We start from the raw sequence: 25,648 nt of genomic DNA, 5'->3' as shown, positions 1-25,648 counted from the left end.
CGTGCAGTTCGAGGTGTGGGCACCGCAGGCCGGCCGGGTGACGTTGCAGTGCGACGGCGTCACGCGCGCGTTGGAGAGCGATCCGGAGCGGCCGGGGTGGTGGTGCGGTCAGGCCGAGGCGCGGGACGGCTCGCGGTACGGCTTCGCGGTGGACGACGGGCCGGTGCTGCCGGACCCGCGCTCGCGCCGGCAGCCGGACGGCCCGGACGGGCTCAGCGCGGTCGTCGACCACGGGCAGTACACGTGGCGTGCCGAGTGGGGCGGGCGCCCCCTGCCGGGCGGGGTCCTGTACGAGCTGCACGTGGGCACGTACACCCGCGAGGGCACGCTCGACGCCGCCGCCGAGCGGCTCGGGCATCTCGCCGGACTGGGTGTCACCCATGTCGAGTTGCTGCCCCTGTGCCCGTTCCCGGGCCGGCACGGCTGGGGGTACGAGGGTGTCTCGCTGTGGGCGGTGCACGAGCCGTACGGCGGCCCCCAGGCGCTGAAACGGTTCGTCGACCGGGCCCACGCACTCGGCCTGGGTGTGGTCCTGGACGTGGTCCACAACCACCTGGGGCCGTCCGGCAATTACCTGCCCGCCTTCGGCCCGTACTTCACCGACACGCACCACACGCCCTGGGGCGCCGCCGTCAACCTGGACGCGCCCGGCTCGGACGACGTGCGGGCCTTTCTGGTGGACAGCGCGCTCGCCTGGCTGCGGGACTACCGGATCGACGGCCTCCGCCTGGACGCGGTGCACGCCCTCGCCGACACGCGCGCGTGCACCTTCCTGGAGCAGTTGTCGACCGCCGTGGACGACCTCGCCGCCGACCTGGAGCTCCCGCTGTTCCTGATCGCCGAGTCCGACCTCAACGACCCGCGGATCATCACCCCGCGCGAGGAGGGCGGCCTGGGCGTGCACGCGCAGTGGAACGACGACTTCCACCACGCCCTGCACACCTCGCTGACCGGGGAGTCGCAGGGCTACTACGCCGACTTCGCGCGCGCACCGCTCGCGGCGCTCGCCAAGACGCTGACGCGGGGCTACTTCCACGACGGCACCTACTCCAGTTTCCGGGGCCGCACCCACGGCCGCCCGCTGGACCGGAGCCGCACGGCCGCGCACCGGCTGACCGGCTACAGCCAGACCCACGACCAGATCGGCAACCGCGCGCAGGGGGACCGTCTGGCCGCACTGGTCTCCCCCGGTCTCGCCGCCTGCGCGGCCACGCTGACGCTGACGTCGCCGTTCACGCCGATGCTGTTCATGGGCGAGGAGTGGGCGGCGGGCACGCCGTGGCAGTTCTTCACCGACCACACCGATCCGGAGCTCGCGGAGGCGGTACGGCGCGGCAGGCGGCGGGAGTTCGCGGCGCACGGCTGGAAGGAGGAGGACGTGCCCGACCCGCAGGACCCGGCGACGCGCGAACGGTCCTGCCTCGACTGGTCCGAGCCGGAACGCGAGCCGCACGCGCGCGTGCTGGCCTGGTACCGGCTGCTGATCGCCCTGCGCCGCGAGCAGCCGGACCTGACCGACCCCGACCTCGCCGGCACCAGGGTGGCCTACGACGAGGAGGCGCGCTGGCTGGCCTTCCGGCGCGGGGACATCCGGGTGGCCGTCAACCTGGGGAGCGAACCGGCGGAGATTCCCCTGGGCACCCGCCCCGCGCGCGTGCTCGCCGCGTGGGAGCCCGTGCAGGCGCCCGGCGCGGACGGGCTGCTGCGCGTACCGGCCGAGTCGAGCGTGGTTCTCGCGCAGGAGTGACGAGGGGCGTGGGCGGCGTACAGGAGTGACGAGGTGAAGCGGCAGGAGTGAGGGGTGTCAGGCGGTGGTGTCGTCCGGTCCGGCGCCGTCCTCGCGCAGTTCCGTCACCCGTTCCAGCAGGATCGGCTCCCAGGCGTGGCGCAGCCGGGTCCTGAGGAGGGGCAGGAGCCGGGGCAGGGGAGGCGGCTCGGACACGGCCGTCGGCGCGGGCGGCCGGCCGGCGAGGGCCTCGGCGAGGTGGACGACGGTGTCGCAGCGGGCGAGCCACAGGCCGCGCAGGCACGGCCGGGCGCCGTAGCCGGCGAGGGTGGCGGCGCGGACGGCGGCGGGCGAGCCGACCGAGGCTGCGAGTGCGGCGATGTCCTCGGCCGGGTCGCCGACGACCGCGTCGGCCCAGCCGAGGACACCGCGCACCCGGCCGTCGGCGCCGACCACGAGGTGTTCGCCCGCCAGACCGTGGTGGACGAGGACCGCCGCGCCGGGCTGGGTGCCGAGCTGGGCGGCCGCCGTGGCGGTGAGCCGCTCCGGGCGCGCGGTGTCGAACTCGTCCGCCTCCGCGAGACGCCGGGCGGCGCGCTCGGCGGCCCGGCGCAGCGTCTCCAGGGTGCGCGGGGCGGTCCGGGGCACGCCGAGGGTCTCGGCCTGACGGACCGGCACCTCGCGCAGTCCGGTGAGCAGCGCCGCGAGGTCCGCCTCGCCCAGCGCCGACACGTCGTGGTCCTCGCCCGACCCGCCGGGCACCTTGGCGTCCAGCGTGTAGGTCAGCCCCGGCGCCCACTCCCCGTGCGCCACGCTCACCGGCACCGCGACGGAGAGGTACGGCCGGACCAGGTCGCGCAGGCGCAGTTCGCGTCGCTGCCGCAGCGCGGTCTCCCGGTCGGGGGCCAGGCGCAGCACGTGCCGGGTGCCGACCCACCAGGTGGCGGGGCCGACGCCCGTGGCGACGGGCCGGACGTCGGGTTCCGTGCCCTCGCCCAGCAGGGCACGGACCAGTCGGCGGACGGTGTCCGCGGTGGGTGTCGGTGCCTGGGTCATGGTCGTGCCGTCGTCTTCCGGATCTGCCGGGCGTTCGGGGTCTGTCTGTCGCCGGTCACTCCACTATGACCATCTCCCGGGTCGTGTTGTTGAGGCGCCGGCCGCCGTCCTCGGTGACGGTGACGATGTCCTCGATGCGTACCCCGAACCGGCCGGGGAGATAGACACCGGGCTCGACGGAGAAGCACATGCCGGGCACCAGGGGCTGCTCCTCGCCCTCGATCATGTACGGCGGCTCGTGCGTGGTGACGCCGATGCCGTGCCCGGTGCGGTGGATGAAGTACTCGCCGTACCCGGCGTCGGCGATGACCGCGCGGGCGGCCCGGTCGACCTCCTGGCAGGCGACACCCGGCCGGACCGCCGCGAAGCCCGCCTCCTGCGCCTCGCGGACCAGGTCGTGCACCCGGCGCTCCTCGTCGGTGGGCTCACCGACGTGGACGGTGCGGGAGGTGTCGGAGCCGTAGCCGTCCCTCAGACCGCCGAAGTCGAGGACGATCATGTCGCCGTCCTGGATCAGGCGGTCGCCGACCTCGTGGTGCGGGTTGGCGCCGTTCGGGCCGGAGGCGACGATGGTGAAGTCGACCTGGGCGTGCCCGAACCGCCGCAGCAGCGCGGCGAGGTCGGCGGCGACGTCGGATTCCCGGCGTCCGCCGAAGGAGACGTTCCGGATCTCCTCGAACGCCGCGTCCGCGGCCGCCCCCGCCGCCGCCAGCAGTTCCAGCTCCGCCCCGTCCTTGACGGCGCGCAGCATGGGCAGCGCCTCGGTGAGGGAGGCGTAGGAGGTGCCGGGCAGGGCCCGCTGGAGGGCGAGCAGGTGCATCGCCCAGGCGTTGTCGCTGATGCCGAACCGCCCGGAGCCGTCGAGGAGGGCCGCGGTGGCGGCGTAGGGGTCCTTGCCGTCGGTCCAGTCGCGCAGGGTCAGGGCGGGCGCGCCGGCGGCCTTTTCGGCGTCGGGGGCCTCCAGCGTCGGGACGACCAGGACGGGGTCGCGGCCGGGGGCGAGGACGAGCAGGGTGAGCCTTTCGGTGGCCGCGGTGGGCGCGTACCCGGTGAGCCACACGAGGTCCGGCCCCGGCGCCACCAGCAGTCCGGCCAGTCCGGCGTCGGCGGCCGCGCGGGCGGCGCGCTCCATACGGGCCCGGTAGTCGTCTGCGGTGAAGGGCGCAACGAGCGTACTGCCGGTCATCCGGGCCTCCCTGGCGGCTGAGGGACGGGGCTGTGAAGGGACTACGGGCAGCATCCTGCCCTCGCCGGAGGAACGACGCGAGCCGATTGGTGTCTGTCGACGTCTGCTCGACGATTGCCCGACGATTGATCAACCACCACACCTAATGTTTGGATGCATCCTAAGCATTAACTACGGGGGCGTGCCGTTCGGGCGCCCGGGAGAGGCGGCACCGTGCTCGTACTCGCGCACATCAGCGATCTGCACCTGGACGGGAGCCCGCGGGCGACCGAGCGCGCCGAGCGCGTGCGCGACCACCTGTGGCGGCTGCCGGGCCGGGTGGACGCGCTCCTGGTGACCGGGGACATCGCGGACCACGGCGCGGAGGCGGAGTACGAGGAGGCCGCCCGCATGCTCGGGCTGCGCGACGGCTCCGCGCCGTTCCCCGTGCTCGCCTGTCCGGGCAACCACGACAGCCGCGCCGCCTACCGCAAGGCCCTGCTGGGCGGGCCCGCCGCCGACGGGCCGGTCAACGGCGTGCACCTCTTCGACGGCGGGGCGGTTCTCATGTGCGACTCCAGCATCCCGGGGAGCGACGAGGGAGAGCTGGACGAGGAGACGTACGGCTGGATCGAGGCCGCCCTCGACGAGCTCGACGGCGACCGCCCGGTGGTCCTCGCCTTCCACCACCCGCCGACGGCCGTGCACCACCCGCTGCCGGACTCCTACCAACTGCGCCGCCCGGAACGCCTCGCGGCGCTGCTGGACCGCCGGCCCGAGATCTCCGGGCTGATCACCGGACACGCCCACACACCCGCCGCCACCGCGTTCGCCGGGCGGCCCCTGATCGTCGGCCCGGGCGTGACGTGGACCCTGCGGCTGCCCTGGGAGGGCGAGCAGGTCGCGGACCGGGACGCCCCGGTCGGGCTGGCCTACCACGTACTGGACGACACCGGACGCCTCACGAGCCACTTCCGTACGGTCATGTGACGACGCCCGGTACGACCGTCAACTGCTGGTAACCGCCGCTCTCGTGGCGCACGGTGACCTTGACCTCCTTGCCCGGCCGGGCGCGGGCCACCGCGTGGGCGAGATCGGCGGCCGAGTCGACGCGGGTCCGGCCGAACGTCAGGAGCACGTCGCCCCGGACCAGTCCCGCCGTGTACCCCGGGCCGGGCACGTGGACGCCCACGACCAGTGCCCCGGGCTTCTCGTCGTCCACGGCCTCGACGCCGAGGGTCGCGGCGGCCGGCGCCGGGGACGGACCGGACGAGGGAGGGGCCGGGGAGCTACCGGACGAGGGGTCCGCCGGGGCGGCCAGGTGGCCCGTGGGCGCCCCGGCCGCGGGTCCCGGCGCCGACGCTCCCGACTGCCGCTGCAGTTCGGCGAGCTTGCTCATGCCCACCACCGTGGCGCCCACCGTGCCGAGTCCGGCCCCCGCCAGGAGCAGGACCGTGCCGGCGAACAGGCCGAGCAGGACGGTGGTGAGCCGTCGGCGACGCCGGCGCCCGGCGTGCGGACGCCGGGCGGGGTCGGGCGTGGTGCCGGCCCCCGGTTCCCGGCCCGGCATCGGCTTGGGACGCAACACTGTCTGTTCCATGGATCGCCTCCGGCAGATGCTCTACCCGGCGCACCGACGCGAGACGAGCCACGAAAGAGTGAGACTGACTGCCGGGACCCGCTGCCGGGACCCGCGGCCGGCCCCACTGCCGGTCAGTGCAGGACGGCGGCCCTCGGGACGCTCCTCGGCACGGGCACCGCCGGGGGCCGGTCCGGGAGGAAGCCGTGGGTGCGGCCGGCCAGGTACTCGGCCTTGTAGCGCGCGACCGACCGGTGCCAGTTGAGGATCCCGGCCATCCAGTTCTGCAGGTCGGTCACATAGCCCCGCATGATCTCCCGCGCCTCGTCCGAGAGCTGGAAGTCGTCGTAGACGACGGGGAGTTCGTGTGCGACGACGTGTTCGAACTGGCGCATGCGCTGGTTCATCAGGTCCTGCACGACGGGGAGCGCGGTCGGATAGTCGACGCCGAAGAAGCTCTGCACGACGAGGACCGCGTTGTGCATCTCGCCCTCGTACTCGATCTCCTTCTGGTACGAGAAGACGTCGTTGAGGAGACAGGCGTAGTCGATCGCCGCGTTCTCCAGGGAGCGGACGGGGCCGCTGCGGTAGACCTCGGGCGGCACGGCCGGGCCGTGACCGGCGCGGCACAGGCCCAGGGTGAGGTCGGAGCCGAAGGTGGCGCGCCGCATCTCCAGGTAGTCCACCGGGTCGGGGACGCGGTTCTGGATCTGGTTGGACAGCTCCCAGACCCAGGCTTCGGTCATCGTGTCCACGGCCGACCTCAGCGGGCGCCGCTCCTCTGGGGTCATGCCGGCCGTCGTGCGCGTCCACAGGTCGATCAGGGAGCGTTCCATGGCGTTGGCCGGTGGCGGGACCGGCTCCCCGTCGAGCGGCATGCAGGCCGACAGACGGGCCGTGGTGAGCCGGGCGGCGGCCAGGTCACGGCGGTGTCCGTAGACGAGTGGGTAGTAGTCGTCGCCGTAGGTGCCGAAGGCCAGCCAGCCGGAGGCGAGGTTCAGCTGCTCCTGGGTGGCGTCGGGGTCGAGGCCGGCGGCGCACAGGGGGAGGTCGCAGCTCTCGAGCTTGTCCTCGTCCCAGACCCCCTCGCCGAGGATGCCCATCCGGTGCGACCAGTCGAGCAGGTGCCGCCGGGCGCCGTCCAGGGCGGGGCTCAGCTCCAGCGGATACGGCATGTGGATGTCGGGGACGACCGACGGGCCGACCTTCTGGAAGGGCACGTGCGTGTAGGGGCGCGCCCGTTCGGCGCCCGCCGCGGCGAGCAGCGCGCCGACGTCCGCGGCGGAGGTGCCGGGGCCGGTCAGCGCCTGCCAGCCGGCCAGGGGGCGCGCGCCCTTGTTCATGTAGCGGCTGGAGCGCATGTGCCATTCGTGACCGCCGGACTGCCAGTCCTGGAGCCCCTTCGCGTAGGCCCCGACGGCGGCGGCCTCGGGCGGGGTCAGACCGTTCTCCAGGGCCACGGCGGGCACCTCGGTGAACGCGGTGTGCTCGAACTGGCGCAGCCGGGAGGTGAGGACGTCGTTGACCAGCTCGGCGGCCTCCTGGGTGGAGCAGCCGAAGAAGGTCTCCAGCACCAGCACACCGTTGCTGAGCTCGCCCTCGTCCTCGACCTCGCGCTGGTAGGAGAACAGGTCGTTGCGCAGGTGCACGGCGTCGGAGAACGTCTCCATCAGCACCCTGAGCGGCCTGGACTCGGCGACGGCGGCGGGCACCTCGGCGGTCGCGTACTCCACGAGCCCGGCCGACCAGGGGGCGCCGCCGACCTTGCGGCGCATCTCGATGTACTCGACCGGGTTGGCGATCCGCCCCTCGTTGATGTTGGACAGCTCCCACAGGGACTCGTTGAGCAGGTGCTCGGTGGCGACGGCGAAGCGGCGTCGCCAGTCGGCCGTCATCGCCGGCACCGTACGGGTCCAGAGGTCGGCGAGGCCGGCCTCCACCGGGTTCTCGGGCTCGGGCGTCTCGGTGGCGAGGTCGAGCGGCATGAAGAGGGGGAGCCGGTCCAGGTGGGCCTTGCCGCCGACACGGTCCTGGGTGCGTTTGAACTTCTCCAGGAAGTGGTCGTCGAAGAAGAAGACCCACACGTACCAGTCGGTGATGAGGGAGAGCGCCGGCCCGTCGCAGTCGGGGTGGGTGTAGGCGCAGAGCAGGCCGTAGTCGTGTGCGTCGAGGTCGGACTGCTCCCAGACCCCGGAGCCCTCCAGCATGCCCATCTCGCGCGCCCACGCCGTCGAGTGGGCGCGGGCCTCGTCGAGATGCGGGTTCAGCCGCGCGGGGTGCGGCAGGTAGAAGTGCGGGAGTTCGAAGGGCTGTTGCGTCATGGCCGGGCCCTACCCATGGCCCTCCGGGCACATCCGCCGGGCGGGACATGATCACACCATCGCGTGAATCGGGGCGGTCTCCGGGTCCCTACCGGCGTGACGGGTCAGGCCGCACCCGGATCCCGCTCCAGGCGCGCCGCGAGGGTGAGGTAGCGCGCGCGTCGGGTCACCGGGACCGTGCCCCGGATCAGGATGTGCCACATCCCGGCCAGGCGGCGGGGCTGCCGCGCGGACGGTTCGAGGGTGCCGCCCACCACGCGGGTGCCGACGAGGGAGCAGACGAGGGTGTGGGCCACGGGCTCGACGTCGATGTCCGGGTGTACGTCGGACTGCCTGACGGCGTCCAGGAGGCGGGTCGCGGCGATCTCCCGCCACTCGGTGAAGGGGTGCGGCAGCGGCGGCCGTACCGGCACTCCCCCGGCGGCGAGGCGCAGTCCCGCGCGCAGGACCGGTCCCTCCTCGCACAGCCGGGCCATGTCGAAGGTGAGGCGCATCAGCGCCTCCAGGGAGGTGTAGCCCCGGTCGTCCAGCTCCGTCGCCAGTCGGCGCGCGGTGTGGGACTGGATCTCCATGATGGCGTGGGCCAGGTCTTCCTTCGCCGCGAAGTGGAAGTACAGGGCGCCCTTGGTGACTCCGGCATGGGTGACGATCTCGCTCAGGCTGGTCGACTCGTAGCCATGACGGTCGAACAGGTCGGCGGCGGCACCGAGGATCGTCGCGCGGGTCTGCTCGGCGCGTAGCTGCCTCGCCATCGGATGAACTCTCCTGGGCCGGAACTCAGCAGGCCGGGCCGCCCGCCTTAACCCCCTGTACACGATAACTCACCGTCAGATCGGTCTCCCTGTGACCCTGTGTTCGGACACAGTCGGCCGGCGAACCGCCCGAAGCCCGGCCGCCCGACCCGTTCATCACGATGCGGCACCGACAACTCAGCCTCGATCTCTGGTTACTTGACTACCGGCGGTCACACGGGGTTTGCTCCGGCCAGGCGAGATTCCCCCGGTTGACGCACCGACCCCGCGGCTCCGGTCCCCCCTCGCTCCGTTCCTCCTGCTCGGCCGTACAGCGAGGTGCCGCACCCCCCATGAGTACCACTCCCCCGCCCACCCCCTCCCCGGGACGTCTGCGCGCCGCGGCCCTCGCCGCGGCCGTCTGTCTGCTGGCGGCCGGCTGCTCCGCCGGCGGCGACGAGGACGGCTCTGCCGCGCATGCCGCGGGCGGGGCCGGCGCCGCCCGGATGAAGATCGTCATGGTCACCCACGGCGGTGAGGGCGACGCCTTCTGGGACCGGGTGCGCAAGGGCGCCGAGGCCGCGGCCGCCAAGGACGGCGTCGACCTGACGTACGCGGGCGACGCCGACACGGCCGACCAGGCCGATCTGGTGCGGGACGCCATCCGCGACAAGGCCGACGGCATCGCCGTGACCCTGGCCAAACCGCAGGCGATGAAGGGGCCGGTCGCCGAGGCCAGGGCGGCCGGCATTCCCGTCGTCGGTCTCAACTCCGGTATGGACGCCTGGCGGTCCTCCGGGATCCTCGAGTACTTCGGGCAGGACGAGAGCGTCGCGGGCCGCGCCGTCGGCGACAAGCTCAACGCCCTCGAGGCCAAGCACGCCCTGTGCGTCATCCACGAGCGGGGCAACGTCGCGCTGGAGGCCCGCTGCGCCGGCGTGAAGAAGACCTTCGAGGGCGAGACCGAGATGCTCTACGTCGAGGGCACCGACATGAAGGCGGTGGGCGCGGCCGTCACCGCACGGCTGCGGCAGGACTCCGGCATCGACGAAGTCGTCATGAACGGCGCGGCGTTCGCCCTCACCGCGGTCGAGTCGGTGGAGGAGGCGGGCAGTCGCGCCCACGTCGCCACCTTCGACCTCGACGAGGACCTGGTCGCCGCCGTCAAGCGCGGAGACGTGCAGTTCGCGGTGGACCAGCAGCCGTATCTGCAGGGCTATCTCGCGGTGGACGCGCTCTGGCTGTACCGCACCAACGGCAACGTCAGCGGCGGTGGCGTGGCACCCGTCCTGACCGGCCCGGCGTTCGTGACCCGGAGCAACGCCGACGCCGTCGCGAAGTTCGCCGCGGACGGCACCCGGTGACCGTACGCCCCGGCCGCCCGCGCCGCCGCATACCCGCCACCCTCCCCCACTGATCGCCTAGGACGACGATGTCTGCACGGACAGGTGCCCGGCGCCGCCTCGGCTCCATACGTCTCTCCCTGATCCTCCTGGCCCTGGTGCCCGGCGTCACCCTCGCCGCCGTGTGGGGTGTGACGACGATCCAGATGTTCTCGGAGGGCCTGCGGCTGCGGTCGCAGACGGAGCTGAGCCGCGACACCGGGGCGATGGGCACCGAGGCGACGCTCGCGCTGCAGAAGGAGCGCAGCCTGTCGGCGGCGTGGCTGGCCGAACCGGACGGCGGCAGGGCCGCCCTGGACGCCCAGCGGAAGAAGACGGACGCGGCGGTCGCCCAGCTCGTCGGCCAGTCCGACGCGATCGAACGGGCACCCGCCCGGGTCTCGGACCGGCTGTACTCGGTGCTCGGCTCGGTGGGCAGCCTGGAGTACTACCGCAACCAGGTGGACGACCCCGGCGACATCCCCGCCGAGCAGGCGCTCGGCCAGTACACCTCGATCATCGACGAGCAGATCCACGCCTTCCAGGAGCTCTCCCAGGTCGACGACGGCGACCTCACCTCGCAGGCCGGGCCGCTGGTCGCCCTGGAGCACGCGGCGGAGCTGGTCTCCCAGGAGGACGCCCGGCTCACCCTGGCCTGGCCGTCCGGCCGGATGGACGAGGAGGAGTGGGCGCAGTTCGCCCAGCTCGTCCACACCCGGCGCTGGATCGTCCGCGACCAGGTCGTCCCCTCCCTGACCGGCGGCGCGAAGACGCAGACGGAGCGCATCCTCACGAGCCCCGAGTGGCAGACCCTGGAGTCCGTCGAGGACGACGTGCTGGCGGCCCGTGCGGCGGGCGGGGAGGGCCGGATCGACCTGCCGGAGGCACGGCAGCGCTGGACCGGTGCGCTGGCCAAGGTCTCCGACCGGTACGCGACGCTGATCCGGCAGCAGACGGACGGCCTGCTCGACCGCAGCGGCGACGAGGCGCGCGGGCTGCTGATCACGGCCGCCTCCCTCAGCGCGGGCGGTCTGCTCGCGCTGCTGCTGTGCGTCGGCATGTCGTGGCGGATCACGCGCTCGCTGTCCCGGCGGCTGCGCGGGCTGCGGCTGGCCACCCTGAGCCTGGCCGAGGAACGGCTGCCCGACGTGGTCGCCCGGCTGGAGCGGGGCGAGAAGGTCGACGTGGAGTCGGCGACCCCGCCGCTGGACTACGGGCACGACGAACTCGGGCAGGTCGCCCAGGCGTTCAACGCTGCGCAGCGCACCGCCGTGCACACCGCCGTCGAACTCGCCGACACCCGGCGCGGCTTCCGCAAGGTGATCCTGGGCATCGCCCGGCAGAGCCAGAACCTCGTCAACATGCAGCTCGGCAAGCTCGACGCGCTGGAACGCGAGCACACCGACCCCGAGATCCTCAAGGGGCTGTACGAACTGGACTCCACGGCGAGCCAGTTGCGCCGCTACGAGGAGAACCTGGTCATCATCAGCGGCGAGCAGCCGCGGCGCAGCTGGCGCGAGCCCGTCGCCCTGGTCGACATCCTGCGCAGCGCGGTCGGCGAGGTCGCCGAGTACCGGCGCGTGGAGCTGCACACCGACGAAGAGGTGGCCCTGGCGCCGCCCGCGGTGGCCGACGTGATCCACCTGCTCGCCGAGCTCATCGACAACGCGACCACGTACTCGCCCGCGCCCCACCCGGTCGGGGTGCGGGCGGCGATGGTGGCCAAGGGCCTGGCCGTCGAGATCGAGGACCGCGGACTCGGGCTGTCCCCGGAGGACTACGCCTCGTTCAACGCCCAGTTGGCGGTGGAGCCGCAGTTCGACGTGGTGGCGCTCGGCGACGACCTGCGGCTCGGCATGTTCGTCGTCGCCCGGCTCGCGCACCGGCACGGCATCACAGTCACGCTGCGTCCGTCGCCGTACGGCGGGACGACGGCGATCGTGCTGATCCCGCACGAGGTCGTGGTCCGCGAGCCGGCGCCGTCGTCCGGACCGGGAGCCGAACCGGTCCTCGCGGAACGGTCCGTCCTCGCGGAACGGTCCGTCCGGGCGGCGCGGCCCGTGCCCGCGAGCCGGCCGTCGGCGCCCGCCTCCGACCGCACCGACGGCACCGGGCCGGCGCCGCTGCCCCGCCGGGTGCCGCAGACCAGCCTGGTCGCCGAGCTGCGCGACGAGGGCCCCGGCACCGGCCGGGACGACGCGCCCGACGACGACGCCGAGTTCACGGCCGAGCGCGCCGCCGCCTCCCTCGCCGGGTTCCAGCGCGGCACACTGCGCGCCCAGGCCGACGACGCCGACACCGACGCCGATATCGGAAAGACCCTCTCCCCCGCCGCCCCCTCGACCACCCCCGACGCCGAACACCGAACGCCGACGAAGGACTCCCGATGACCCGACCCTCCCCCGCCACGCACACCGAGCTGGACCAGCTGCTCACCGGACTCGTGGAGCGGGTCGCCGACGTGAACCAGGCCGTGGTGCTCTCCGAGGACGGGCTGGTCGTCAGCAAGTCCACCGGTTTCTTGCGCGACGACGCCGAGCGGCTGGCGGCGACCGCCTCCGGCCTGATGAGCCTCAGCAAGGGCGTCAGCATGGACTTCCGCGGCGGCCCGGTGCGCCAGGCACTCATCGAGATGGCGGGCGGCTACCTGATCCTGACCTCCGCGGGCCCCGGCGCCCATCTCGTCGTGCTCACCGGGCCGAACGCCGACGTCGGTGTGGTGGCGTACCAGATGAACATGCTGGTGAAGAAGATCGGCGAGCATCTGAGTGCGGCACCGCGGACCACCGCCGACCCCGGCGCGTGACGTGAGCGGAGGCGACGCGGCGGGCCGGCTCGTGCGGCCGTTCACCCTCACCGGTGGACGGACCCGGCCCAGCCGCGCCGACTTCACCCTCATCACGACGGTGACCGCGGTCGATCCGCAGCCCGCCCGGGCCGCGCGACCGCAGCCGGAGCACCTGCGGATCCTGCGGCTGTGCGCCGAGCCCCTCGCCGTGGCGGAGATCGCCGCCCGCCTCGACCTGCCGGTCAGCGTGGTCGTCATCCTGCTGTCGGACCTGCTGGAGGCCGGCCGGATCACCGCCCGGCCGCCGCACCTCGTCTCCCGCGCCACCCCGGACCTGGACCTGCTGCAGAAAGTGAGGGACGGCCTTGGCCGGCTCTGACAGCGCCGCTGAGGCGCCCACGGCACCCGCAGCGCGGGCCGCCGCCCCCGAGGCCGTGAAGATCCTGATCGCGGGCGGTTTCGGTGTCGGCAAGACCACCATGGTCGGGTCGGTCAGCGAGATCGCCCCGCTGCGCACCGAGGAACCGCTGACCACGGCGGGCCTGGACGTCGACGACCTCGCCGGCATCGAGGAGAAGCGGGCCACGACCGTGGCCCTCGACTTCGGGCGGATCAGCATCGGCCGGGAACTGGTGCTGTACCTGTTCGGCACGCCCGGTCAGCAGCGGTTCTGGTTCATGTGGAACGACCTGGCGATCGGGGCCCTCGGGGCCGTGGTCCTGATCGACGTCCGCAGGCCCGAGTCGAGCTTCGCCGCCATCGACTTCTTCGAGCGGCGCGGCATCCCGTTCGTCGTCGGCGCCAACGGCTTCCACGGACGGCATCCGTACCCGGCCGAGGAGATCCGGGAGGCCCTGGCGCTGCCGGAGCACGTGAAGGTGCTGCTGTGCGACGCGCGGGAGCGGGCCTCCTGCCGGGACGTCCTCATCGCCCTGGTCGACCAGCTGATCGACGCCGCGACCGGGGCCGCGGCGTCGTGACCGGCGTACGGCGGGTCAGATCAGGCCCGCGGACCCGAGCCACTCCTTGGCCACGTCCAGCGGGTCCTTCTTGTCCAGCTGGACCTGCGCGTCGAGGTCGAGGAGCGTCTTGGTGTCCAGCTTGGCGGAGACCGCGTTGAGCGCGGCGACGCCCTCCTCGGAGAGGCCGTCCTTGTGGACCAGCGGGGTCACGTTGGCGAATCCGAAGAGGTTCTCCGGGTCCTTCAGGACGACGAACTTCTCCTTGACGATCGTCGGGTCGGTGGTGAAGACGTCCGCCGCCTGCACGGTGTTCTTGGTCAGCGCCGACTGGGTCAGCGGGCCGCCCGCGTCGAGGGCCTTGAAGGACTCGAACTCCAGCCCGTACACGGACTTCAGGCCCTCCAGGCCCTGACGCCGGGTCTGGAACTCGGGCGAGCCGCCGATCACCAGCTCCGGCGCGACGTCCTTGAGGTCGGCGAGGGTGGACTCGGAGGTCAGCCTGTACTTCTCGGCGGTCTCGGCGTTGACGCTCACCGAGTCCTTGTTCTCGGCCGGCGACGACTCCAGCAGCGTCAGCTTCTTGTCGAGCTTGGTCTTCACCGCCTCGTTCACCGCCTCGGCGGACTTCTGCTCGGCCTCGGGGTCGAGGTAGGCGAGCAGCGAGCCGTTGTACTCGGGCAGCACCGTGACCGAGCCGTTCTTCATCAGGCCGTACGTCGTCTCGCGGCTGCCGATGTTGTGCTTGTAGGTGACCTTGAGGCCCTTGGCCTTGAGCGCCTCGCCGTAGATGTCGGCGAGCAGGGTGCTCTCGGCGAAGTTGTTCGAGCCGACGACGACGGTGCCGGCCTCCGCCTTCTCGCCCGCCAGGGGGTCGGAGGTGTCGTCGGAGGAGGAACAGCCCGCGAGCAGCGCCGCCGCGGCGGTGAGCGCGACGGCCGCCGCGCCGGTGTGCCTCGTCCTGGACCTGCTGCTCTTCGCGGTAGAAGTCATCCACCGATCCAAACGAGCCACTTGTCGGTCAGTCAAGAACATCCGGGTTACGGTTTCCCGCACGGTTTCACGGCGGCTTCCTCGGCGGCTTCCGGGGCGTCAGCGCCTGCGCACCCCCGGGGACACCGCCAGTCGTTCCGCCGCCCAGAACACCGCGAGCGTGACGAGCGCCAGGACCGCCACCAGAGTGGCGCCGCCGACCACCTTCTCGTAGTTCCGCTGGTAGAGCCCGTCGATGATGTACCGGCCGATCCCGCCGAGACTGACGTACGCGGCGATGGTGGCCGTCGACACGACCTGGATGGCCGCCGAACGCAGTCCGCTGAGCACCAGCGGCAGCGCCACGGGCAGTTCGACCCGGAACAGGATGCTCGACTCGTGCATGCCCATGCCCCGCGCGGCGTCCACCGGGGCGGGGTCGACGGAGCGGACCGCCTCGTAGGTGGTCACCAGGATCGGCGGGATCGCGAGCACGACCAGCGGGATCATCACGGGCAGCAGGCCGATGCCGACCACCACGGCGATCAGCACCAGCAGACCGAAGCTGGGCAGCGCGCGGGCGGCGGTGGCGACGAAGGCGACGGCGTTGCCGCCGCGCCCGGTGTGTCCGGTCAGCAGCCCGAGGGGCAGGCCGATCGCGGCGGCGAGACCGAGGGCCATCAGCGTGTACTGGACGTGTTCCAGCAGGCGCTGCGGGATGCCGTCGTAGCCGTGCCAGTGGGCGCTGTCGCTGAAGAAGGCGTTGACGAAGTTGAGTACGTTCACCGGGCCGCCGCCTTCTCCGGCTCGGGCTGTGCCTGCCGCACGGCGGCCTCCTTGGGGCGTTGCCTCCTGCCGCGCGGCATCCACGGTGTCAGCAGGTTGCGGATCAGGACGAGTGCCCCGTCGCACAGGATCGCCAGTACGGCGGTGGTGAGGACGGAGTTCACCGCCAGCTCGGGCCGCCCGTACTTCTGGGCGTCCGCGAGCAGGTTGCCGAGGGCGCCCTGGTTGCCGATGAGGGCGCCGACGCTGACCAGGGAGATGCTGGACGACACCGCCACCCGTAGGCCGGCCATGATGGCGGGCACGGCGATCGGCAACTGCACCTGGAGATAGCGCCGCAGGGACCCGAAGCCCATGGCGGTCGAGGCGGCCAGGGTCTCCTGGGGCACCGACCGCACCCCGTCGACGATCGCCGGGACGAGCACCACCAGGCTGTACACGGCCAGCGGGATCATCACCGTCAGCTCGGTCTGGCCGGTGTAGTCGATGAGGACGACGAAGACGGCCAGCGACGGGATGGCGTAGAAGACGGTGGTCACGCCGAGGACGGGTGGATACAGCCAGCGGAAGCGCACACAGAGCTGGGCGATCGGCAGCGCGAGCAGCAGTCCGGCCAGGACCGGAAGCAGCGCCTCGCGCAGGTGCAGCCCGATCAGGCCGAGGTAGGTGTTGTCGAGGTCGCTCGGGATGTCGAAGAAGCCGTTCACGGGGCGACCTTCGTGAGGTCGGGCACCGCTCCGTGGGCCGTGCGGATGGCGTCGCCGATGGTCTGCTGGGAGGCGACGCCCGTCACCCGGCCCTCGGCGTCGACCGCGACGGCCCAGCCGGTGGGCGAGAGCACCGCGCAGTCGAGGGCGGCCCGCAGCGAGTCGGTGCCGGGCACGAACGGCCGCCCGTAGGACAGCAGCCGCCCCGGCACGATGTCCCCGGCGGTCAGGTCCCCGGGCTCGGCCCAGCCCAGCGGCCTGCCCTCCGCGTCGGTCACCAGCAGGTGGGCGGCGTCGGGCGCGGCGAGCTGCTCGGCCGTGGCGTCGATGCGGACGACCGGGTCGCGGGTCAGCTCCAGACCGGCGGAGGGGAAGAAGGACAGCCGCCGGATGCCCCGGTCGGCGCCGAGGAAGTCCTCGACGAAGTCGTCCGCGGGGTCGGACAGCAGCTCGGCGGGCGGCGCGAACTGGGCGAGCCGTCCGCCGGTGCGCAGCACCGCGACCATGGTGCCCAGTTTGATGGCCTCGTCGATGTCGTGGGTGACGAAGACGATGGTCTTGCCCAGCTCCTCCTGGATGCGCAGGAGTTCGTCCTGGAGCCCCTTGCGGACCACCGGGTCGACGGCGGAGAACGGCTCGTCCATGAGCAGCACGGGCGGGTCGGCGGCGAGCGCCCGCGCCACGCCGACGCGCTGCTGCTGGCCGCCGGAGAGCTGGTACGGGTAACGCCGGGCCAGGGAGGCGTCGAGCCCCACCCGGTCCATCAACTCCGCCGCCCGCTCACGGGACTCCCGCTTGCCCCAGCCGATCATGCGGGGCACGGTGGCGATGTTGTCCAGGATCGTCCGGTGCTGGAAGAGCCCGGCGTTCTGGATGACGTACCCCATCGACCGGCGCAGCGTGGTGACCGGCTGCTGCTGGAGGTCCGCGCCGTCGAGGAGGATGGTGCCCTCGGTGGGCTCGACCATTCTGTTGATCATCCGCAGGGTCGTCGTCTTGCCGCAGCCCGAGGGGCCGACGAGGACCGTGATGGCGCGGTCGGGGATCTCCAGCGACAGCCGGTCGACCGCCACGGTGCCGTCCGGATACCGCTTGGTGACTGATTCCATCCTGATCAAAGCGCCGAATGCCCTTCGGGTCTGGCAGAAGCTGCCCGCTCCGGCCGCGGTCGGTGGGGCCGTCGCCGGTCGAGTGTAGACGGCGGATCTGCGGGGCCCGTTGGTCCGGGCGACTTCTTCCCACCGTCCCGGAGTTCACACCGACGCGCTGCCTTGCACCTTCCCGGCCTCGGCGACCGGCAGCCCCGCCGTCCGCAGCACCCGGCGCTCCGCGTCCACGGCGAACACCTCGCAACCGTCCCGCGCGGCGGCCCACTCCACGCCCTCGGCGCCCATCGCGAACGCCGCCGTGGCGACCGCGTCCGCCTCGGTGAGGGTGGGCGCCACGACGGTGAGACTGAGCAGCCCGGTCGCCGGACGCCCGGTGCGCCCGTCGATGATGTGGTCGCCCCGCTCGTAGCGGGCGGAGGTCGCGACCGCCCCGTCGGTGAGCGCCAGGACGGTGCACAGCCGGTCGGCGTGCTCGGGATGCCGCACGCCCACCGTCCAGGGTCCGCCGGCGACGACCACGTCACCGCCGGCGTTGAGGCAGAACCTCCGTGCCCCGGCCGCCCGGAGCAGCCCGGCCGCCCGCTGCACCGACCAGCCCTTGACCACCGCGCAGGGGTCGAGCCCCCGGGCCGGCAGACGCACGTCGAAGGCGCCGCCGGTCGCGACCCGGTACTCCTCGCACAGGTCGAGCACCTCGCTCAACCCGGCGCTGACGTGGGCGACTTCGCCCCGGTCCAGCCGGGACACCTCGCTGTCCGACCGGAACGGGCTGAAGCGCGCGTCGACGTCCCGCAGCCACGCGAAGACGGCGTCCGCGGCCCCTTCGGACACGTCGGGGTCGTCCACCCGCAGGGAGACCGGGAAGCCCATGACGTGCTCGACGCGACGCATGTCAGACACCCCGGGCGTCGAGGGCGGCCTGGAGGGACTGCTTGTAGCCGTCGCTGGTGACGGTGGCGCCGGAAACGGTGTCGATGCCGGCGCTTTGAGCCTCGAGCGTCTCCTCGATCAGATGGGGCACGGCGGCCGTGGTCTGCGGATGGTCGGGCTGTTGCAGCATGCGGACGGCGGTGATCCGCTGCTCCTGGAAGGTCACCTCCACCTGGACGGGACCCTTGTCGGTGTCGACGGTGGTGCCCGTGACGACGGTGGCGCCGGCGGCCGGCGCGGAGGGGGCGACCGATGCTTCGGACGGGGCGGCCGACGTGGTCCCCGCCCCGTCGGACGGGGCGTAGCGCCAGACCGGGATCAGACCGGCGACGCTCAGGACGAGGACGGGCAGTGCGCGCTTCACGGTGTGGGGGTTCCTCTCGTCAGCCGGGCTCAACCGGCCAGGCTGAAGCGTTCGGCGTGTATCTGCGGGCGGGGCACGCCCAGTTCGCGCAGGGTGTGGAGCACCGCCCTCGTCATGCCGGGCGGTCCGCAGACGTAGACGTCCCGTTCGGCGACGTCGGGGACGAGCGCGGCGAGGTCGCTCGGACCGAGTCGGTCGGGGACGGCCGGCCCGGTGACCAGGTGGAGTTCGGCTCCCTTGGCGTGGGCGAGGTCGCGCAGCTCGTCGTGGAGGACGGCGTCGCGGTCGGTGGCCACCCGGTAGACGAGCACCGCGTGACCGGGCAGTTCCTCCAGCAGGGCCCGGATCGGGGTGACGCCGACGCCGCCCGCGATCAGCAGGGTGTCCGGGCGGGTGCGGTGCAGGGTGGTGAAGGCGCCGTAGGGGCCCTCGGCGAAGACGCGGGTGCCGGGCCTGAGGTGGCGCAGGGCGGCGGTGCCGTCGCCGGCGGTCTTGACGGTGAGCCTCAGCTGCCGGCCGTCGGGGGCCATGGACAGGGAGAAGGGGTTCGCCTGCCACCAGCGGTCCTTGGTGAGGAACCGCCACAGGAAGAACTGGCCGGCCCGCGCGGGCAGCCGGTCCAGGTCCCGGCCGGTGATGTGGACGGAGACGACGTGGTCGTTCTCGGGGACGACCGCGGTGACGCGCAGCCGGTGGCGCAGGTTCCGCCACAGCGGCAGCACGAGCCGGCCCACCAGGACCGCGCCGAGCGCCACGCCCCACACCCCGTACCAGTACGCCCTGGCGACGGACGACGAGGTGAAGCTCGTCCCGGTGGCGACCTGGTGGGTGAAGGCCAGCACCACCGCGACGTAGGTGTAGAGATGGACGAAGTGCCAGGTCTCGTACGCCATCCTGCGCCGGGCGGCGCGCGCGGAGACGGCGCCGACGACCACGAGGATCGCCAGGGCGACGACCGCGCGGAGCACGCCCTCGGTGGTCTCGGCGAGGTCGACGAGCTGGTTCAGGGGGTCCGTGTCGGAGGGCCCGGCGTAGCCGAAGGTGATGAAGACGACGTGGGCGAGCAGCGTCCACAGCACGCCGAACCCGGTCCAGCGGTGCCAGGAGGTCAGCCGGTCCATGCCGAGGCGCCGGTCGAACCAGGGCAGCCGGGCGACCAGGATCAGCTGGAAGGCCATGAGCAGGGCGCCGTACAGGCCGGTGAGGCGGCCGAGGACGACGAGGGCGTTGGAGGCGAAGCCCGCCTGGACGAAGAAGACGGCCACGACGACGGCGTTGGCGGCCAGGATCGCGTACAGGCCGGTGCGGGCCACGGCCTTGGGGCGGAGGACCGGCGTGCGGGCCGGCGCGGGGGGCGGCTGGCGGTGGGGGGCGCTGGGGACAGTGGTCACGGCACCGAGCTTCGCCCGCCGGACCTGTCGTTTTCCTGTCGGACGACTTTCAACTGCTTATCGATCTCGGTACGGAGGTCCGCGCGGTATGGGGCGCGGGCGGCCGGTGGCGCAGTATGGGCGGGTGGAAAAAGTACGACTCCTCGTGGTGGACGACGACCCGCCCATCGCCGATCTCGTCGCCACGGTCGCCCGCTACGAGGGCTGGGAGGCGGTCACCGCGTACTCCGGCGAGCAGGCGCTGCGGCTGGCCGGTGACTTCCGGCCGGACATCGTGGTGCTCGACCTGATGCTGCCGGACGTCGACGGCTTCGGCGTCCTGGACCGGCTGCGCCGCTCGGGCACGATGGTGCCGGTGGTGTTCCTCACCGCGCGCGACGGGGTGGCCGACCGGGTGGCGGGACTGACCCGGGGCGGGGACGACTACCTGGTCAAGCCGTTCGCGGTGGAGGAGCTGATGGCCCGGCTGCGCACCGTGCTGCGGCGCAGCGCCGGGCCGGGATTCCAGCGGTCGGTGCTGCGGGTGGCGGACCTGACGATGGACGAGGACACCCGCGAGGTGCGCCGCGGCGAGCGGCGGCTGTCGCTGACCCCCACCGAGTACGAGGTCCTGCGCTATCTGATGCGCAAGTCGCCGACCGTGCTGACCAAGACGCAGATCCTCGACCACGTGTGGGAGTACGGCTTCGGCGGGCGCTCCAACGTGGTGGAGCTGGTCGTCAGCCGGTTGCGGCGCAAGCTGGACGAGGCCGCCTCCGGCGCCGACGACGCCGAGCCGCTGATCCGGACGGTGCGGGGCTTCGGGTACGTGATCCGGCAGGCGGGCCGGTGATACGGCGGCTGTGGCACGCCTACCGCGGGCTGCGGCTGGGGACCCGGCTGGCGCTGGGCCTGGGGGCGCTGTCGCTGGTGGTGTTCGCCGTGGTCGGCACGGCGCTGACCACGTACATGCGGGACTATCTGGAGCGGCAGCTGGCCGACCAGATGAAGCTGGTGCAGGTCGTGCAGTCCAAGGACGCGGCGGCGCACGGCACGGTGCAGCGCAAGCCGTACTACGGCTGGTACACGGCCGTCTACGACGTCTCCGGCGGGTCGGCGGAGCTGCGCACACCGGCCGACGTGCCGGCGGACAGCCGTGCGCTGACCGCCCTGGCGCAGACGATGGCCCGCTCGGACGAGGACCTCACCCGTACCGTGCGCATCGACGGGTACGGCCCCTACCTGCTGCGGGCCTGCGAGGTGGAGCCCGGGGTGGTGCTGGTCAGCGCCGCGCCCATGGGGGACGTCGAGGACACCGTGGAACAGCTGATCACGGTGCAGGTCGTCGCGTTCGGCCTCGCGCTGCTGGCGCTGGTGGTGTTCGGGCGGCGGATGCTGCGGCGCGGTCTGAAGCCGCTGAGCGACATGGCGCGCACGGCACACGGCATCGCCTCGCACGATCTGACGGAGTCGGCCGCCCGGCTGCCGCTGCGTGCGGACGGGCGGGACGGCGGCCCGGAGGTGGCGGAGCTGCGCACCGCGTTCAACACGATGCTGGAGCACATCGACGACTCGCTGGCGGTGCGCGCCGAGGCCGAGCAGCGGCTGCGCCGGTTCGTCGCGGACGCCTCGCACGAGCTGCGCACCCCGCTGATGTCGGTACGGGGCTATGCGGACCTGTTCCAGTACGCGGCGGCCAACGCGCCCGGGGAGCGGGAGCGGCATCTGGCCCGGCTGCGCGCCGAGGCGGCCCGGATGGGCGTGCTCCTGGACGACCTGCTGCTGCTCGCCCGGCTGGACGCGGCCGAGGTGGAGACGCCGCTGCGGCTGGAGGACGCCGATCTGACGGAGCTGGTGCGACAGGCGGCGGACGCCTTCCGGGCCGGGCACCCCGACCATCCGCTGACGGTGGCGGCGGGGGCGGCGGTGGTGAAGGTGCGCATGGACCCGCAGCGGATCCGGCAGGTGCTCGACAACCTGCTCACCAACGCGGCCGCGCACACCCCGCCGGGCACGAAGGTCTCGGTCACCGTCTCCGTCACGGCGGACGCGGCCCGGGTGGCCGTGGCCGACACGGGGCCGGGCATCCCGGCCGCCGACCGGGAGCGGATCTTCGACCGCTTCTACCGCGTCGACAAGGCCCGCAGCCGCGACCGCGGCGGGAGCGGACTGGGCCTCGCGGTCGCGGACTCACTGGTGCGCGCGCACGGCGGCACGATCGAGCTGGGCGGCGGAGCGGGCGCGACGGTGTTCACCGTGGCGCTCCCGGCCGCCGCCCGGTGAGCCGGGCTCCGGCTCAGCCCTCCGTGGGCGCCAGCCGCAGCGCGATGCTGTTGATGCAGTACCGCTGGTCGGTCGGGGTCGGGTAGCCCTCGCCCTTGAACACGTGCCCGAGGTGCGAGCCGCACCGGGCGCACCGCACCTCCGTGCGCACCATGCCGTGCGAGCGGTCCTCGATCAGCTCGACCGCGTCGGTGTCCCTCGGGTCGAAGAAGGACGGCCAGCCGCAGTGCGACTCGAACTTCGTCTCCGAGGTGAACAGGTCGGCGCCGCAGGCGCGGCAGGAGTAGACGCCCTCGGTCTTGGTGTCGGTGTACTCACCGGTGAAGGCGGGCTCCGTGGCGGCCTGACGCAACACGGCGTACTCGGCCGGGGCCAGCTCCGCGCGCCACTGCTCGTCCGGCTTCTCGACGTCGTACGACATGAGTCCTCAGCCCCTTACTTACCCGTGCTCGACAGCTCGTCCAGGATGCGCGGTCCGAGGTCGGTGACGTCGCCCGCGCCCATGGTGAGAACGAGATCACCGGCCTTCGCCATTCCCGCGACCACGGCGGGCGCCGCGTCCTTGTCGTGGACCGGGGTGACGTCCGCGCCGGCGGCGCGGGCGGCCTCGATGATCAGGTCGCTGGTGATGCCCGGGATCGGGTCCTCGCGGGCGGGGTAGATGTCGAGGACGACCGAGGCGTCCGCCAGGGTCAGGGCCTGGCCCATCTCCTTGCCCAGCTCCTGGGTGCGGGAGAAGAGGTGCGGCTGGAAGAGGACGAGGATGCGGGCGTCGCCGACCGCGGCGCGCATGGCCTCCAGGTCGGCGGTCATCTCGGTGGGGTGGTGCGCGTAGGAGTCGACGACCTGGACGCCGGCCTCCTCGCCCTTGAGCTGGAGGCGCCGCTTGACGCCGGTGTAGGCGGCCAGCGCGGGGGCCAGCTCGGCGGCGGGAATGCCGAGGGCCGCGCCGGCGGCGAGGGCGGCGACCGCGTTGTGGGCGTAGTGGCGGCCGGGCACGGAGACGGTGAACGTCAGCTCGGCGCCGTCCATGACGACGGTGACCTCGCTCTTCAGGCCCTGCGGGACGACCGACAGGATGCGTACGTCGGCGTCCTCGGACTCCCCGTACGTCACCGTCCGCACCGACCCGGCCAGCCGCCGGGTCAGCTCCCGGGAGCCCTCGTGGTCGGCGGCGATCACCAGGGTGCCGCCGGGGACGATCCGGCCGGCGAAGGTCTCGAAGGACTCGTAGATCTCGTCCATCGAGGCGTAGTTGGCGTGGTGGTCGAGCTCCACGTTGAGGACGATGGCGACCTCGGGGGCGTACTTGTGGAAGCTGCGGTCGCTTTCGTCGGCCTCGGCGACGAAGATCTCGCCGTCGCCGTGCAGCGCGTTGGAGCCGGGGGCGTCCAGGTCGCCGCCGATCGCGTACGACGGGTTCAGGCCCAGCTCGGACAGGGAGACCGCCAGCATGGAGGTGGTGGTGGTCTTGCCGTGCGTACCGGCGACGGCGATCGGGCGCAGGCCGTCCATCAGGGCGGCGAGGGCGTCGGAGCGGTGCACGACCGGGATGCCGAGCTCGGCGGCGCGGGCCAGCTCCGGGTTGTCCTGGCGGATCGCCGACGACACGACCACACAGCTGGCGTCGTCGGCGAGGTGCTCGGCGGCGTGCCCGATGTGCACGGTCGCGCCGAGCGCGCGCAGGGCCTCGGCGGTCGCGGAGTCCTTGGCGTCACTGCCGGCCACCGCGGCCCCGCGCTGGGCGAGGATCTTGGCGATGCCCGACATCCCGGCGCCGCCGATGCCGATGAAGTGCGGTCGGTCCATGGCGGTAGGAAGGCCGGGTGCCATGCGCTGTTCTCCCCAGAGGTGCGACGGGTGGTACGACAGGTGGTGCTTGCCGGTGGTGCGTGCTGGTGCTCGCCGGCCGCGCCCCCGGGCACGGGTCCCGGAGCGCGGGCCCCAGCCTATGCCTTGCTGTGGGAGAACAGTTTCAGGACCGGTACGCCGACCTTGTGGCGGGCCCGCGAGGCCCAGTCCCGGTGGAAGAACTCCTCCACGTAGTGCGGATCGGTCAGGACGATCACCTCGTCGGCGCCGGCCTCCAGGACCAGGGACTTCAGCTCGTCCAGCGGATGGTCCTCGATCAAGCGGCCCTCGGCCCGGGCGCCGGACGCGCGCAGGGCGGTGAGGGACACCTCCAGGGCCCGCTGTCCGACGCTCAGCGCCTCTTCGCCCTCGGGTTTCTCGCCCTCGCGGACGGCTTCGTCGAGCTCGCCGAGCGCGACGTCGTCGATGGCCCGCAGCAGCCGGTCGGCCTGGTCGCCCCGCGGCTGGAGCAGCACGTGGAAGGTGACCGGCTCGTCCCCGTGCAAGGTGGTGACGAACTCCACGTCGGCGGACGTCAGGGCCTTCTCGATCATCAAAACGCTAGTGAACACCAGGCGCCCCTTCTCCTTCGAGGGCCCGTGGGGGCCCACCTTCCGTGGGCCGGAACCAGGCCCTGCGGAAACCATCCTGCCCCGTACTCGCACGGGTATCGCCGGATTCAGTGTGCCCTGCGAGGACTAAACGGAACGGTAGATTCCGCCGATTCCCGGAAGCGCGGTAACGACCGAACCCCTGTGCCCAGGACCGGCCTAGTCGCGCCGGTACCGGCTGAAGAGGAAACCTTCCTCCTCCAACAGGGACACCAGGGCGAACCGCCGGGGAACCTCGACCGAGGGGCCGCCCGCGATCCGCTGGGCGTCACCGGCCGTGAGCATCGGCGACACGGTCAGACACAGCTCGTCGAGCACGCCGGCCGTGACGAACTGGCCCAGCAGCCGTGGGCCGCCCTCCGTCAGCAGGCGGGTGTGGCCGAGCTCGGCCAGCTCCCGGACGGCACGGGCGGGGTCCACTCCGACGCCGTCACCGGCGATCACCACGCGGGCGCCGGCCCGCTCCGCCGCCGCGATCCGGTCCGGGGCCGCGGCGGCACCGGTGAGGATCAGGGTGGGTTCCGGCGGCGAGGTGAACAGCGGCAGGGAGAAGTCGAGCTCCAGGCTCGCGCTGACCACAGCGATCGCCGGCGCGGGGCGCTGTCCGGCCGCCCGCCGCAGCTCCGCGAACTCCGCACGCGCGCGTGCCGGGCGGTACCCCTCCTGCCGTACGGTCTCGGCGCCGGCGACCACCACGTCCGCAAGGGCGCGCAGGGTGCCGAAGACGCGCATGTCGGCCGCGCTGGAGATGGGCTGGGAGCGGCCGTCGTGCTGGGCGGCCCCGTCGAGGGTGGAGACCATGTTCGCCCGCAGCCACACTCCCGGCCGGGCGTCGGGCTCCGGGTAGGCGTAGGCGGCGGCCAGCTCGGCGAGGCTCCACTCCCGATCGGCCCCGTCGGAGCCCGGTCCGGATGTCTGATCGGTCACAGGGAACAGGCGTCGCATGCCGTGCAGTGTT

At 72.9% G+C, this 25,648-nt stretch carries 25 protein-coding genes; 9 read left to right on the top strand and 16 right to left on the bottom strand.

Annotated elements, in window-relative coordinates:
• Position 1 precedes the first annotated feature (1 nt).
• A complete protein-coding gene (gene treZ, locus ACIGO6_RS11350) occupies positions 2-1,747 on the top strand; it encodes a malto-oligosyltrehalose trehalohydrolase (RefSeq protein WP_399874440.1) in 1,746 nt (581 codons plus the stop codon).
• Positions 1,748-1,804: 57 nt separating this feature from the next.
• On the opposite strand, the gene ACIGO6_RS11345 is transcribed toward treZ, so the two are convergent.
• Positions 1,805-2,782 carry a phosphotransferase family protein gene (locus ACIGO6_RS11345; protein ID WP_399874438.1) on the bottom strand — a complete coding sequence of 326 codons (978 nt, stop codon included), beginning with the start codon at positions 2,780-2,782 and terminating at the stop codon, positions 1,805-1,807.
• A 55-nt stretch (positions 2,783-2,837) separates the two neighbouring features.
• The gene (locus ACIGO6_RS11340) at positions 2,838-3,968 is read right to left on the bottom strand and encodes an aminopeptidase P family protein (RefSeq protein ID WP_399874436.1); all 1,131 of its coding nucleotides are present in this window, start codon (positions 3,966-3,968) and stop codon (positions 2,838-2,840) included.
• 213 nt (positions 3,969-4,181) lie between these two features.
• Here ACIGO6_RS11340 and ACIGO6_RS11335 point away from each other — a divergent pair, with 213 nt between their 5' ends.
• Positions 4,182-4,937 (top strand): metallophosphoesterase, encoded by a 756-nt coding sequence (locus tag ACIGO6_RS11335; protein ID WP_399874434.1) that lies wholly within the window; start codon positions 4,182-4,184, stop codon positions 4,935-4,937.
• On the opposite strand, the gene ACIGO6_RS11330 is transcribed toward ACIGO6_RS11335, so the two are convergent.
• From ACIGO6_RS11330 to ACIGO6_RS11320, 3 genes are all read right to left on the bottom strand, one after another.
• Positions 4,930-5,547 carry a PDZ domain-containing protein gene (locus ACIGO6_RS11330; protein WP_399874432.1) on the bottom strand — a complete coding sequence of 206 codons (618 nt, stop codon included), beginning with the start codon at positions 5,545-5,547 and terminating at the stop codon, positions 4,930-4,932. The two genes, ACIGO6_RS11335 and ACIGO6_RS11330, sit on opposite strands and share 8 nt — an antisense overlap.
• 113 nt (positions 5,548-5,660) lie before the next feature.
• Positions 5,661-7,847: a germacradienol/geosmin synthase Cyc2 gene (cyc2, locus tag ACIGO6_RS11325; RefSeq protein WP_399874430.1), complete on the bottom strand. Its 2,187-nt coding sequence runs from the start codon at positions 7,845-7,847 to the stop codon at positions 5,661-5,663.
• 104 nt (positions 7,848-7,951) lie between these two features.
• Positions 7,952-8,599 (bottom strand): ScbR family autoregulator-binding transcription factor, encoded by a 648-nt coding sequence (locus ACIGO6_RS11320; RefSeq protein WP_399874428.1) that lies wholly within the window; start codon positions 8,597-8,599, stop codon positions 7,952-7,954.
• Positions 8,600-8,931: 332 nt separating this feature from the next.
• Here ACIGO6_RS11320 and ACIGO6_RS11315 point away from each other — a divergent pair, with 332 nt between their 5' ends.
• From ACIGO6_RS11315 to ACIGO6_RS11295, 5 genes are all read left to right on the top strand, one after another.
• Complete coding sequence (locus ACIGO6_RS11315) at positions 8,932-9,942, top strand: substrate-binding domain-containing protein (protein WP_399874426.1); 1,011 nt, start codon at positions 8,932-8,934, stop codon at positions 9,940-9,942.
• Positions 9,943-10,010: 68 nt separating this feature from the next.
• Positions 10,011-12,350 (top strand): nitrate- and nitrite sensing domain-containing protein, encoded by a 2,340-nt coding sequence (locus ACIGO6_RS11310; RefSeq protein WP_399874424.1) that lies wholly within the window; start codon positions 10,011-10,013, stop codon positions 12,348-12,350.
• Complete coding sequence (locus ACIGO6_RS11305) at positions 12,347-12,766, top strand: roadblock/LC7 domain-containing protein (protein ID WP_399874422.1); 420 nt, start codon at positions 12,347-12,349, stop codon at positions 12,764-12,766. The genes ACIGO6_RS11310 and ACIGO6_RS11305 overlap by 4 nt, the downstream gene beginning before the upstream one ends.
• Position 12,767: 1 nt before the next feature.
• On the top strand, positions 12,768-13,127 hold the full coding sequence (locus ACIGO6_RS11300; protein ID WP_399874420.1) for a DUF742 domain-containing protein: 360 nt from the start codon (positions 12,768-12,770) through the stop codon (positions 13,125-13,127).
• A complete protein-coding gene (locus ACIGO6_RS11295) occupies positions 13,114-13,728 on the top strand; it encodes a GTP-binding protein (RefSeq protein WP_399874418.1) in 615 nt (204 codons plus the stop codon). The genes ACIGO6_RS11300 and ACIGO6_RS11295 overlap by 14 nt, the downstream gene beginning before the upstream one ends.
• Before the next feature lie 15 nt (positions 13,729-13,743).
• Here ACIGO6_RS11295 and ACIGO6_RS11290 read toward each other — a convergent pair whose 3' ends face one another.
• The 7 genes from ACIGO6_RS11290 to ACIGO6_RS11260 all read right to left on the bottom strand — a co-directional run bounded on the left by ACIGO6_RS11290 (position 13,744) and on the right by ACIGO6_RS11260 (position 19,966).
• Complete coding sequence (locus ACIGO6_RS11290; RefSeq protein WP_399874416.1) at positions 13,744-14,700, bottom strand: ABC transporter substrate-binding protein; 957 nt, start codon at positions 14,698-14,700, stop codon at positions 13,744-13,746.
• A gap of 99 nt (positions 14,701-14,799) precedes the next feature.
• The gene (locus ACIGO6_RS11285; protein WP_399874415.1) at positions 14,800-15,465 is read right to left on the bottom strand and encodes an ABC transporter permease; all 666 of its coding nucleotides are present in this window, start codon (positions 15,463-15,465) and stop codon (positions 14,800-14,802) included.
• On the bottom strand, positions 15,462-16,172 hold the full coding sequence (locus ACIGO6_RS11280) for an ABC transporter permease (protein ID WP_399874413.1): 711 nt from the start codon (positions 16,170-16,172) through the stop codon (positions 15,462-15,464). The genes ACIGO6_RS11285 and ACIGO6_RS11280 overlap by 4 nt, the downstream gene beginning before the upstream one ends.
• Complete coding sequence (locus tag ACIGO6_RS11275) at positions 16,169-17,290, bottom strand: ABC transporter ATP-binding protein (protein WP_399874411.1); 1,122 nt, start codon at positions 17,288-17,290, stop codon at positions 16,169-16,171. Before ACIGO6_RS11275 ends, ACIGO6_RS11280 begins: the two co-directional genes overlap by 4 nt.
• A 135-nt stretch (positions 17,291-17,425) precedes the next feature.
• Entirely contained in the window at positions 17,426-18,172 is a 747-nt protein-coding gene (locus ACIGO6_RS11270; protein WP_399874409.1) for an FAD:protein FMN transferase, read from the bottom strand.
• A gap of 1 nt (position 18,173) precedes the next feature.
• Positions 18,174-18,575, bottom strand: a complete 402-nt coding sequence (locus ACIGO6_RS11265) for an FMN-binding protein (RefSeq protein ID WP_399874407.1) — start codon at positions 18,573-18,575, stop codon at positions 18,174-18,176.
• Between the two features lie 29 nt (positions 18,576-18,604).
• Complete coding sequence (locus ACIGO6_RS11260) at positions 18,605-19,966, bottom strand: ferric reductase-like transmembrane domain-containing protein (protein WP_399874405.1); 1,362 nt, start codon at positions 19,964-19,966, stop codon at positions 18,605-18,607.
• An 88-nt stretch (positions 19,967-20,054) separates the two neighbouring features.
• On the opposite strand from ACIGO6_RS11260, the gene ACIGO6_RS11255 reads away from it, so the two are divergent.
• Together ACIGO6_RS11255 and ACIGO6_RS11250 are read left to right on the top strand one after the other, a co-directional pair.
• Entirely contained in the window at positions 20,055-20,798 is a 744-nt protein-coding gene (locus tag ACIGO6_RS11255; protein ID WP_399874403.1) for a response regulator transcription factor, read from the top strand.
• Positions 20,795-22,228: a sensor histidine kinase gene (locus ACIGO6_RS11250; protein ID WP_399874401.1), complete on the top strand. Its 1,434-nt coding sequence runs from the start codon at positions 20,795-20,797 to the stop codon at positions 22,226-22,228. The genes ACIGO6_RS11255 and ACIGO6_RS11250 overlap by 4 nt, the downstream gene beginning before the upstream one ends.
• Before the next feature lie 13 nt (positions 22,229-22,241).
• Here the strand turns inward: ACIGO6_RS11250 and msrB are convergent, their stop codons facing one another.
• From msrB to ACIGO6_RS11230, 4 genes are all read right to left on the bottom strand, one after another.
• A complete protein-coding gene (msrB, locus tag ACIGO6_RS11245) occupies positions 22,242-22,649 on the bottom strand; it encodes a peptide-methionine (R)-S-oxide reductase MsrB (protein WP_399874399.1) in 408 nt (135 codons plus the stop codon).
• A 14-nt stretch (positions 22,650-22,663) separates the two neighbouring features.
• Positions 22,664-24,061, bottom strand: coding sequence for a UDP-N-acetylmuramate--L-alanine ligase (murC, locus tag ACIGO6_RS11240; RefSeq protein ID WP_399874397.1), 1,398 nt, complete (start codon positions 24,059-24,061; stop codon positions 22,664-22,666).
• 116 nt (positions 24,062-24,177) lie between these two features.
• A complete protein-coding gene (locus ACIGO6_RS11235) occupies positions 24,178-24,651 on the bottom strand; it encodes an indole-3-glycerol phosphate synthase (protein ID WP_399874396.1) in 474 nt (157 codons plus the stop codon).
• A gap of 198 nt (positions 24,652-24,849) precedes the next feature.
• The gene (locus tag ACIGO6_RS11230) at positions 24,850-25,635 is read right to left on the bottom strand and encodes a pyrimidine reductase family protein (protein WP_399874394.1); all 786 of its coding nucleotides are present in this window, start codon (positions 25,633-25,635) and stop codon (positions 24,850-24,852) included.
• Positions 25,636-25,648: the final 13 nt, after the last annotated feature.

The organism is Streptomyces sp. NPDC053750 (assembly GCF_044544295.1).
GTDB lineage: Bacteria > Actinomycetota > Actinomycetes > Streptomycetales > Streptomycetaceae > Streptomyces.
This window is presented reverse-complemented; position numbering and strand designations above follow the sequence as displayed.